A 10,642-nucleotide genomic window follows, 5' to 3' on the forward strand; every position below is an offset into this window, starting at 1 on the left:
TCTGGCGGTCAGTCTACGCGACCAAGGTAAACAAGGCTTTTACGCGGCAAAGAGGGGCAGAGAGTTACGAGAAAGGCGTCTAGCGTCACACCCGTCGACCGATGGTCCCGGCGATCCAGCCCATGGCCACCGCAACGAAGATCGCGGCCATGCCATAGAAGAACGAATATTGCTGTGCCGCGAAGGCCATGAACCGTTCGAACCCGGATTTGCGCACGACAATGTCGCGGATGGCGGCTGCGACCACGCGCCCGTCCTGGATCAGAAAGGTCTCGGCCGTGTAGTTGCCGACGATGGCCCGTGCGGACAGCGGCAAGCGCGCGCGATACAGCACGCCTCCGGTAATTTCGACCGTTCCCTGCTTCTCGACGAACAGCCCGCGCCGTGTCTGGAGGTCGATCAGCCCGCGCTCGAACCGGGGAATTTGCTCCAGATTGTCGAAGGACGCAGGAGAAAGCTGGATGTTGTTGATCCCCAGTTCGTAAATGGCGGCGGTCCGTGCATCCGTCAGATGGTCGAGCGAGCGTGAACTGGCGATCGCATAGAAACTCGGCGTCGACTGGAAGCGCATCGTCTCGGCATTGACCCAGATGCCTGCGATCTTCTGCTTCTCCCGCATGACCGTCGCCTGTTCGGGGCCCTTGAGGACCACGACGATATCGGGAGCTTTCTTGGGCACCACCCCGTCGGGGTAGACGATCGCGCCGAACAGGAGCAGTTCCGCGCCCTTGAAACTATACTGGATCTCGACCTCGCGCTGTGAAACGTCGGGCACCAGCGTCGGTAGGCTCGCACCGCCACTCGCCCATGCCACCAGCGGCAGGCCGATGAACCGCAGCCACCGTTTCATCGCACGTCCAGAGTGTAGATTTCGTCCGGCCGCCAGCCCAGCCCCAGCGCCATGCGGATCGCCACGACCAGCACCACGAACGCGAGGCCGATGCGTAGATATTCCGGGCGGATCTTGCGCGACAGGCGCGTGCCGATCTGCGCGCCGGTGACGCTGCCCAGCAGCAACAGCATCGCCAGCACGAGATCGACCGCCTTGGTCGTCAGGCTGTGGACCAGCGTCGATGCCATCGTGACGAACAGGATCTGGAACAGCGACGTGCCCACCACGACCTGCGTCGTCATGCCGAGCAGATAAAGCATCGCCGGGACCATGATGAACCCGCCGCCCACGCCCAGCAGCATCGTCAGCACGCCAGTGGCGATTCCCAGCAGAAACGGCGCGAGAGGCGAGATGTAGAGGCCCGATTTGTAAAAGCGCCAGCGGAACGGCAACGCCGCGACCAGCGGGTGGTGGCGGCGCTTGCGGGCCGGCGGGCGCTGCCCGGTGCGCATGGCGACGATGCTGTGGACCGATTCATACGCCATCAACAGGCCGATCGACCCCAGCAGCACGACATAGAGGATGGCGATCACCGTATCCATCTGTCCGGCGGCCTGGAGCAGGCTGAATATTCCCGCGCCAAACACAGCGCCGACGACACCGCCCCCGACCAGCACCGCGCCCATCCGCACATCCACTGTGTCGCGCGAAAGATGATCGATCACGCCGGACACGCTCGCCCCCGTTACCTGGGTTGCGGCGGATGCGGCGGCGACAGTGGGCGGTATGCCATAGAAGATGAGCAGCGGCGTGGTCAGGAACCCTCCGCCCACGCCGAACATGCCGGACAGCAGCCCGACCAGACCACCCAGCCCGACGATCACGAAAATATTGACCGACAGATTGGCTATGGGAAGATAGAGGTCCATCTCTGCTTCCTATATGGCAAAATGGCGGGGACGTAAGCCGCTTTGGCGTTTCGCGCTCCTAAAAATCGCCCCCGATCGTGATGGCGAGTCCAGATCCCGGGCGCGCGTTCCCGCCGATCCGTTCGCGCCACTCGACCGACAGGCGCGGGCGCATCGCGCCCACCGGCACGCGCAGGTCGAGGCGCGGTCCGATGTCGAGCCTCCGCACGCCCGGCTGAAACCCGCCTGACGCGCTCAACCCGATGGACATCCCGTCCGATACGAGCGGGTGGGACAGCGCGATTCGTCCGTCGCCGAAGGCGTCGCGGCTGTTCAGTCCGACAAAGCCCGCCTGTCCATAGCCTTCGATATCGAGGCCGCCAGTGACACGGGATGGCCCGAAGCCTGTGACACTCACCAGCGCAAAGGCGTCACGCGCACCTTGGCCGAGTGCGACGCGGCGTTCCATGCCGACGCGTACCGGTATTTGGCCGCCGATCGCCTGCCAGTTCAGCCCCAGCGCCGCTTCTGGCGCATGCGGCCGGTCGATCGCGGCGGACAGGCGTACATATGCGTCGATCGGACGCCTCAGTGACCGGTCGAGCCGCAGCCCCGCCTGCGACCCTCCCAATTGTCCGGCATTGGCGAGGGCAGGGCCGCGTCCATGGTCCCGCCACAGCAACCAGAACCCGGCCCGCCAATCGTTTCGTCCGTTCGGAGACGGTGATCGGGTAGGGCGGGGCGGGGCAGAGGTGGATGGCGGCCAGGGTGTATCCGTCTGCGCCCTCTCTCCGGCGAGGTCCGCGTCCGGTTCCGCCGAGCGAACCAGAAGCGGCGGAGCAACGGCTCTGCCCTGCCAAGCTAAGCCGGAAATGCGTGAGGCGAACGGGACGGAGCGGCTGACCCCGGGTGTCGGGGCGCGCCGTGGGATTGTTGTCGTCGCGACGCCGGAGGGTGGACCGCCAACGTGCCGTAGTAGGGTGGGTGCTTTTGGGACATCTACCCTCGCCGTGGTCATTTCCGGAGCAAGAGGCTGGCCTGCATCGCGCGTCACCATCATGATCCGCGCCCCGGCCCATAACGCCAGCGCAGCCAGCAGGAACCGCAGCGGACGTCCGCGCAACGATCCTGCGGTGCTCACGCGGCAGCGTGCGGCGGATGATCTCCACCATGGGGAAAGCGGTGCGTGGTCTTGTCCCAGACGACCGCGCCTCCGCGCCATTGGCGGACGTAGATCCACACCGCCCGCCGAGCCGCAAGCATGGCGATGACATTCGCGATCACCGAACGCGGTATCGCCAGCAGTCCCTGTCGCCATCCATATGCGCGGGTTGAGAAGGCAAAGCGCATCGCCAGCCGCCAGAGCATCAGACCAGCGGTGCACTCCATGGCCAAGGCCAGTGTCGGTGACAGCGGTTCGGGCACGAAGACCCCGGTCCACGCGCCGATCAGCATCAACCCATAGCCGATGGTCGCGCCATAGGCCGCAAGCAGAACCAGAGCCGAGAACACCGCCCGGCGGTCATGCAGCCGCATCCAGCGCTCGCGCCACGATCCCGCCCAGCCCATCCGGTCCCAGCCCGCGAGTGCGATCCCGGCGAACCAGCGCGACTTCTGCTGCACTGCCTCGCGGATTGTCTCCGGGAAGTGCTCTTGCGTGCAGATCAGCACACCGTCTGCGTCGCGCATGGCGATAAACGCCGTCCTGCGTCCGGCTTCGGCCATGCGCAGGCCGATCTCGTAATCCTCGGTAAGCGATTGGGGATCGAACGGATCGCCGCCTCGCGTTGCCGCAAGTTCGCCCAGAACATCGCGGTCGAACGCGCAGCCTACCCCCGCCGATGGCACGCTGGCTCCCAAAGCTTCGCGTGTCCGCAGCGTTTTGCCATGTGATTCTGCGAATTCATCTGCATAATGGCCCGCAATCCATTGGGATTGCTGACTTATCAGTGGGCGGACCGGCAGTTGGACCATCGCAAAGCGGTCGATCATGGTGTCGAACAGTCGCGGTTCGTCCCGGTGGACGACATCTTCCGCGTCGTGCAGCACCACGGCCTTGAACCGTGTGCCAGTGGCGTTTTCTTCGCGCACCATCGCGTGCCACAGCCGGTTGAGGCAGTCCGCTTTAGTCGTCGGTCCGTCAACCGGGACGATGACCAGATGCACATGTGCGTAGTTGCGTGCGACCGAAGCGACAGCCGCGATGGTATCCGCGTCGTTGGGATAGGTGCCCACGAAGATCCGGCATTGTTGCTCGGTCCAGAGCCCGCAGGCGCGCGTCAGCATGGCACCGATGACCGCCGCCTCGTTCCATGCGGGGACGAATACCGCCATCCGCCCAGGCGCAACGGAAGCGGGCAGGGTGGAGGCGGTCATGCGTTCATGTCGGCTGTAGACGAACAGTCTGCGCCATCCCCATCGGGCCAGAAACAGCAGATCGAACGTCAGATCGTCGATCCCGCCGATCAGCAGGCCCGCGACCGCAAAAAGCAGACATTCATGCTGCACGACTTCCACCCAGTGAAAGCCCATTCCCCCCGTCGTAATGGCCCTTCCCCCGTCGTGCCATCAGCGTTCCACTGTCCCGGCCATGCCGGGCTTGTTGAATGGATAAGCGATCGATTAGAAATTACCAGAATTATTGTATCGATTGCATCCCTTTTGGAGGCTTTATGGATGCGGTAACCTTGCCACGGCTTCCCGCCGCTCTACACTGTAACGGGCACTCCATCTGACAGGGATTTGTATTGATGACATCGCCCGAACGTCCATCGCTGCTGCGCGCCTTTCTGCGGAGCGAGGCGGCGAGTGGCGTCCTCCTGATCCTCGCGGCGGTCCTCGCCATGCTGCTCGCCAACGCCACGGCGGGAAGCGCGGACTGGTATCATCATCTCGTCCACGCCACGACCGGACCGGAACTGACGCCGAAGCTCGGGCCGATGACTGTGCATCTGTGGATCAACGACGGGCTGATGGCGATTTTTTTCCTTGTCGTCGGACTGGAAATCAAGCGGGAATTTGTCGACGGCCGACTGGCGACCTGGAAGGGGCGGCGTCTGCCATTCGTTGCGGCGGCTGCCGGAATGGCGGTGCCCGCGCTCGTCTATTTGCTGGTTACGGGGGGACAGACCGAGCTGCTGCGTGGCTGGGCGATCCCGGCCGCAACCGATATCGCCTTCGCGCTGGGTGTACTGGCTCTGCTCGGATCCCGCGCACCGACTTCGCTTAAACTGCTGCTCACGACCATTGCGATTGTCGATGACATGGGCGCGGTCGCCATCATAGCGTTCGTTTATACCGCTGACCTCAATATGGTTGCGCTCGGCTGCGCGGCGGCGATTCTCGCCGTTATGGCCGCGATGAACAGGGCCGGGGTCAAGGCGCTGACGCCCTATCTGCTGGCGGCAGCTGTGCTGTGGTATGCGGTGCTGCTGTCGGGGGTGCATGCCACGATTGCGGGGGTCCTTGCGGCGACGATGATCCCGATCACCCGCACACCAGGCGCGCCTGATGCGGTCGACAGCCCCTTGCACCGGCTGGAACATGCGCTCCACCCGTGGAGCGCGTTTCTGATCGTGCCGCTGTTCGGCTTTGCCAATTCCGGCGTCAGCCTGTCAGGGATCGGGTGGGGAGCGGTCGTGGCGCCCCTGCCGCTCGGTATTGCCGCTGGTCTGGTGCTGGGCAAGCAGATCGGCATCTTCGCGAGCATCTGGCTGTGCGTACGTACCGGCTTTGGCGCCATGCCGCGCGGCGCGACCTGGACGCAGGTCTACGGCCTGTCTCTGCTGTGCGGTATCGGCTTTACGATGAGCCTGTTCATCGGCGCGCTCGCCTTTCCCGCCGCGCCGTTGATGGTCGAGGACGCGAAAATCGGGATTCTTATGGGATCGGCCGTGGCCGCGCTGCTGGGCTTTACCGTGCTTCGCCTTGCGCGCCCTCACCCCGATCATGCCGCGATTGAGGCGGCACTGGCGGGCGAGATTGATGCCGACGGGGACGTGGCGGGTTAGATGTCACAACAAAGCCCCGACACGCAGGGTTGCGCGCCGGGGCTTGTGATAGGATCTGGCTCTGGCGGATCAGAGTTTTTCGGTGAGTTCCGGCACGATCTTGAACAGATCCCCGACCAGGCCGATGTCGGCGACCTGGAAGATGGGGGCGTCCTCGTCCTTGTTGATGGCGATGATGGTCTTGGAGTCCTTCATGCCAGCCAGGTGCTGGATCGCGCCCGAGATGCCGACCGCGACATAAACTTCCGGAGCGACGATCTTGCCGGTCTGCCCGACCTGATAGTCGTTCGGGGCGTAGCCCGCATCGACCGCCGCGCGGCTCGCGCCCACGGCCGCGCCGAGCTTGTCAGCGAGCGGATAGATCGTGCTCTGGAACGTCTCGGCGTCCTTCAACGCCCGGCCGCCCGACACGATGATCTTTGCGCTGGTGAGTTCCGGACGCTCGAGCTTGACGATCTCCGCGCCGACAAAGCGCGACGTACCCGCTTCGCCGGTGGACGAGACCGCCTCGACACTGCCGCTGCCGCCGGATGTCGCCGCCTTGTCGAACGCCGTGCCGCGCACGGTGATGACCTTCTTGGCATCCTTCGACTGGACCGTCGCGATCGCGTTGCCCGCATAAGTGGGCCGCGTGAACGTGTCCTCGCTCTCGACCGACAGGATGTCGGAGATCTGCATCACGTCCAAGAGCGCAGCGACGCGCGGCGCGATGTTCTTGCCGTGCGAAGTGGCGGGCGCGATGAACGCGTCGTGATGGCTCATCAGCTCCACGATCAGCGGCGCCACATTCTCAGCGAGCGCATGTTCATACGCCGCGTCGTCGGCCAGATGCACCTTGCCCACGCCCGCGATCTTCGCGGCTTCGTCGGCGACGCCCGCGCAGCCCTTGCCCGCGACCAGCAGATGCACTTCGCCCAGCTTGCTCGCGGCCGTCACGGCAGCGAGCGTTGCGTCCTTCACCGACGCATTGTCATGTTCGACCCAAACGAGCGTCTTCATGCGGCTACTCCCATGGCTTTCAGCTTGGCGACCAGTTCATCGACATCGGCGACCTTGACGCCTGCACTGCGCTTGGGCGGCTCGACAACCTTCAGCGTCGCGAGGCGCGGGCTCACATCCACGCCATAATCCGCCGGGGTCTTGGTCGCCAGCGGCTTCGACTTCGCCTTCATGATGTTGGGCAGCGAAGCATAGCGCGGTTCATTGAGGCGCAGGTCGGTCGTCACGATCGCCGGGAGCGTCAGGCTCACCGTCTCGAGCCCGCCATCGACTTCGCGCGTCACCGCTACGGCATCGCCCGACACTTCGACCTTGCTTGCAAACGTGCCCTGCGGACGGCCCAGCAGCGCGGCGAGCATCTGGCCCGTCTGGTTGCTGTCATCGTCAATCGCCTGCTTCCCCAGGATGATCAGGCCCGCCTGTTCCTCCTCCTGCACCTTCGCCAGCAGCTTGGCGACGCCCAAAGGCTCGACCTCATCATCGGTCTGGATCAGGATCGCCCGGTCCGCGCCCATCGCGAGACCCGTACGCAAAGTCTCCTGCGCCTTGGCAGGCCCGATCGAGACCACGACGACCTCGCTCGCCACGCCCTTCTCGCGCAGCCGCAACGCTTCTTCCACCGCAATCTCGTCAAACGGGTTCATGCTCATCTTCACATTCGCAAGATCAACACCGCTCCCATCCGCCTTCACACGCGGCTTCACATTGTAATCAATCACCCGCTTTATCGGGACCAACAGCTTCATGATAGTGCCTCCAGTTATCGCTCACCTGGGGAGTTTGGGTTGCCATGCGCGTTTTCGCCGGACCATGCAAGAGCCTCGCGATAGTCCGGAGATGCCCTAGGGGCATCCCAGGCCTAAACCTATAACAGACGCAAATCAGCCGACGGCTTTAACCTGTGCGACGATCTTCTGCGCGGCGTCGCCCAGGTCATCAGCCGATACGATCGGCAGACCCGAAGCGGCCAGAATGTCCTTGCCCTGCTGCACATTGGTGCCTTCCAGGCGAACGACGAGCGGAACCGACAGATTCACTTCCTTCGCAGCGGCGACGATGCCGTCGGCGATGATGTCGCAGCGCATGATGCCGCCGAAGATGTTGACGAGAATGCCCTTTACCGCCGGATCGGACAGGATGATCTTGAACGCCGCCGTCACCTTCTCCTTGGTCGCGCCGCCGCCGACGTCGAGGAAGTTGGCCGGGAACATGCCGTTCAGCTTGATGATGTCCATCGTAGCCATGGCGAGTCCTGCACCGTTCACCATACAGCCGATGTCACCGTCGAGCTTGATATAGGCGAGGTCGTATTTCGAAGCCTCCAGCTCGGCCGGATCTTCCTCGGTCTCGTCGCGCAGTTCCATCAGATCCTTGTGGCGGAACAGCGCGTTGCCGTCGAAGCCGACCTTGGCGTCGAGCACCAGCAGTTGGTTGTCGGCGGTCAGGGCCAGCGGGTTGATTTCGATCTGCGCAGCATCGGTGCCCAGGAACGCGGCGTAGAGCGCGCCCGCGACCTGCGCCGCCTGCTTGGCGAGGTCGCCCGTCAGGTTGAGCGCGGCGGCGACACTGCGGCCATGATGGGGCATGAAACCGGTCGCGGGATCGACCGCAAAGGTGTGGATCTTTTCGGGAGTGGAGTGCGCCACTTCCTCGATGTCCATGCCGCCCTCGGTCGACACGACAAACGCAACGCGGCCCGTACCCCGGTCGACCAGCAGCGCGAGGTAGAATTCGCTCGCGATGTCCGCGCCGTCGGTGATGTAGAGGCGGTTGACCTGCTTGCCCGCCGCGCCGGTCTGGATCGTCACCAGCGTGTTGCCCAGCATGTCGGTCGCCGCCGCGCGCACTTCGTCCGCGCTCTTGGCCAGACGTACACCTCCCTTCGCGTCGGGGCCGAGTTCCTTGAACTTGCCCTTGCCGCGTCCACCGGCGTGAATCTGCGCCTTTACGACATACAGCGGCCCGGGCAGCTTGCCCGCCGCGGCGACGGCTTCATCGACGGAGAAGGCCGCAAAGCCTGCCGGGACGGGCGCGCCGAATTTCGCGAGAAGTTCTTTCGCCTGATATTCATGGATGTTCATTGCTGCGGCTCCTGCCATCGAAAAGTTGGCGGGTCTAAAGCATAGATCGCAGCGGGGTGAAAGTGCCGCTTCGCAATTTCACTTTGCAAAGTTGCAAAGCCGCATCAGACGTTCACAGTCGTAAGGCGCAGGACAGTGCAGCCTTGCTGGTTACGCTCAGAATTTCTGGATCCTTGAGCGCGCGAATGCGGTAGAGATATTCGTCGACCGACACACGGCGATAATCGACCTTGTTCAATCCAGACAGCGACTGGAGACGGCGCAGCTGCGTCAGGCTCAGCCGTTCGACCATGCGCCCCGCCATGCACGCCGCAAGGGGATCGGGCAGACCGGCATTGACCAGCCCCGTGCGCACACGCGCTTCCGGACTCGCGCAACCGGAAAGCAGCAGCGGCAGAGCAATCAGCGATGTCAGAAAAATGTGTCGTGCTGTCACGGATGGCTCCCTGCGGGAATCGGATACCGTGATATGGCGCAACTCACATGAACGGAACTTTACCAGCTTCGCGGTGCGCCCGTTCCTCCGCGATGCGTTCCGCGCGGTCAGCCATGTCGAGCCACACCGCCATGGAGCGGAGGCAACGGTCACGGACATTGTCGAGCGACGTGGACTGCGCGTCGGTTCGCGCCTTTTCAGCCTGCGCTTTGCAATGTTCGATGTGGTTCATGCCAGCCTGCCTTTCGGGGATGAGGGAAACGCCGGGCCCCCGGAACGAAGAGAGGCGGTCAGAGAGTGTGCAGCGGATCACAAGGATCCGCTGCACATAACGTTCAGGCGGCCTGAAGGTTCACCGCAGCCATCTTGCCGCGACGGTCTTCCGCCAGTTCATAGGACACGCGCTGGTTCTGCGACAGCGTGTGCATGCCAGCCTGTTCTACTGCGGTGATGTGGACGAACGCGTCATTGCCGCCATCTTCGGGCGCAATAAAGCCATAGCCCTTGTCCGCGTTGAAAAATTTGACTGTGCCGATAGGCATAAGAATAGTCCTTCAAAAAGTTCGTGATACCGCCCCCGACATGGGGACAGTATTGCCGTAAGAAGCGTCGTTTGGAAGGAGTTCTGCGCACTTATGCGCTATCGTCCGTCGCCGCGTGCGACATATAGCCGCGCCTCTATAGGCTATTTGCCGCGCCGTGGCAAATGAGCGCCGCCGATTAGGCGACACGCCGTACTTAATAGCGGCTGGTAGGCACCGGACGCCGTGCGACATACAGGCCGGACCGGGTTGTCGGTCCTTCCATGATGCTGCTCTTCATCTTGCGGCGCAGTTCGGCCGCGCCCGCGCTGCTAAGCACAACGATCCGCGTTCCACCCGATTCCAGCGGCTCGATCGAAGATATGCCGATATTATGGGTGGCACAGGTGGCGGTGACGACATCGGGCGACGCCTTGAGGTTCATCGCGCGGCTCATGCGGGCGCACCCGCGCGGGGTAGGGCGGTGCAGGGGGATGATGTCATGATATTCCCGTCAGATCAGCCGGCGGAAGCCCGATTGTCTCCCCGCCGCGCGATGCCGTGAGAATGCGCGCGATAAATGCTGTTAGCAGACCGGAAGGTTTTTGTCGCCCAGAAAGCACGCATGCGTGATGCTATGGCCCCGCATAGAGCGCGGGCGCCATTCCCCAATGGAAAGCGCCCGGACCGCATGTTTGCGATCCGGGCGCCGTGGACGATAAATCGTCTCCCCCTTTGTTCCGCGTCAACCAGCCAAAGTGCCCCCTCACATGGGGATTATCGAGTCAAGCGCCTGTGCGGAACCATTGCACGGGCGCTTTGCTTGCCAAGCTTGGCTGTGGAGAGATCGGCTGA

General features: G+C 63.5%; 12 protein-coding genes. 1 reads left to right on the plus strand and 11 read right to left on the minus strand.

Annotated features, from left to right (window positions below):
- Positions 1-85: 85 nt before the first annotated feature.
- Genes FHS92_RS13520 through FHS92_RS13535 form a run of 4 tightly spaced genes read right to left on the minus strand, consistent with a single transcriptional unit; the run spans position 86 to position 4,272 of the window.
- Complete coding sequence (locus FHS92_RS13520) at positions 86-850, minus strand: TIGR02186 family protein (RefSeq protein ID WP_184081244.1); 765 nt, start codon at positions 848-850, stop codon at positions 86-88.
- Positions 847-1,761, minus strand: a complete 915-nt coding sequence (locus FHS92_RS13525; RefSeq protein WP_184081245.1) for a sulfite exporter TauE/SafE family protein — start codon at positions 1,759-1,761, stop codon at positions 847-849. Before FHS92_RS13525 ends, FHS92_RS13520 begins: the two co-directional genes overlap by 4 nt.
- Before the next feature lie 58 nt (positions 1,762-1,819).
- Entirely contained in the window at positions 1,820-2,881 is a 1,062-nt protein-coding gene (locus tag FHS92_RS13530) for a hypothetical protein (protein WP_184081246.1), read from the minus strand.
- On the minus strand, positions 2,878-4,272 hold the full coding sequence (locus tag FHS92_RS13535; protein WP_184081247.1) for a glycosyl transferase family protein: 1,395 nt from the start codon (positions 4,270-4,272) through the stop codon (positions 2,878-2,880). The genes FHS92_RS13530 and FHS92_RS13535 overlap by 4 nt, the downstream gene beginning before the upstream one ends.
- Positions 4,273-4,490: 218 nt before the next feature.
- On the opposite strand from FHS92_RS13535, the gene nhaA reads away from it, so the two are divergent.
- A complete protein-coding gene (gene nhaA, locus FHS92_RS13540) occupies positions 4,491-5,750 on the plus strand; it encodes a Na+/H+ antiporter NhaA (protein WP_184081248.1) in 1,260 nt (419 codons plus the stop codon).
- Positions 5,751-5,819: 69 nt separating this feature from the next.
- On the opposite strand, the gene FHS92_RS13545 is transcribed toward nhaA, so the two are convergent.
- From FHS92_RS13545 to FHS92_RS13575, 7 genes are all read right to left on the minus strand, one after another.
- A complete protein-coding gene (locus FHS92_RS13545) occupies positions 5,820-6,749 on the minus strand; it encodes an electron transfer flavoprotein subunit alpha/FixB family protein (protein WP_184081249.1) in 930 nt (309 codons plus the stop codon).
- The gene (locus FHS92_RS13550; protein ID WP_184081250.1) at positions 6,746-7,495 is read right to left on the minus strand and encodes an electron transfer flavoprotein subunit beta/FixA family protein; all 750 of its coding nucleotides are present in this window, start codon (positions 7,493-7,495) and stop codon (positions 6,746-6,748) included. The genes FHS92_RS13545 and FHS92_RS13550 overlap by 4 nt, the downstream gene beginning before the upstream one ends.
- A 135-nt stretch (positions 7,496-7,630) precedes the next feature.
- Entirely contained in the window at positions 7,631-8,830 is a 1,200-nt protein-coding gene (sucC, locus tag FHS92_RS13555) for an ADP-forming succinate--CoA ligase subunit beta (protein WP_184081251.1), read from the minus strand.
- Between the two features lie 112 nt (positions 8,831-8,942).
- Positions 8,943-9,266: a hypothetical protein gene (locus FHS92_RS13560; protein ID WP_343056736.1), complete on the minus strand. Its 324-nt coding sequence runs from the start codon at positions 9,264-9,266 to the stop codon at positions 8,943-8,945.
- 43 nt (positions 9,267-9,309) lie between these two features.
- Positions 9,310-9,498 (minus strand): hypothetical protein, encoded by a 189-nt coding sequence (locus tag FHS92_RS13565; RefSeq protein ID WP_184081252.1) that lies wholly within the window; start codon positions 9,496-9,498, stop codon positions 9,310-9,312.
- 103 nt (positions 9,499-9,601) lie between these two features.
- On the minus strand, positions 9,602-9,808 hold the full coding sequence (locus FHS92_RS13570; RefSeq protein ID WP_184081253.1) for a cold-shock protein: 207 nt from the start codon (positions 9,806-9,808) through the stop codon (positions 9,602-9,604).
- Between the two features lie 196 nt (positions 9,809-10,004).
- Positions 10,005-10,244: a hypothetical protein gene (locus tag FHS92_RS13575; RefSeq protein ID WP_184081254.1), complete on the minus strand. Its 240-nt coding sequence runs from the start codon at positions 10,242-10,244 to the stop codon at positions 10,005-10,007.
- Positions 10,245-10,642: the final 398 nt, after the last annotated feature.

Source organism: Sphingobium subterraneum, assembly GCF_014199435.1.
GTDB classification, from domain to species: Bacteria; Pseudomonadota; Alphaproteobacteria; order Sphingomonadales; family Sphingomonadaceae; genus Sphingobium; species Sphingobium subterraneum.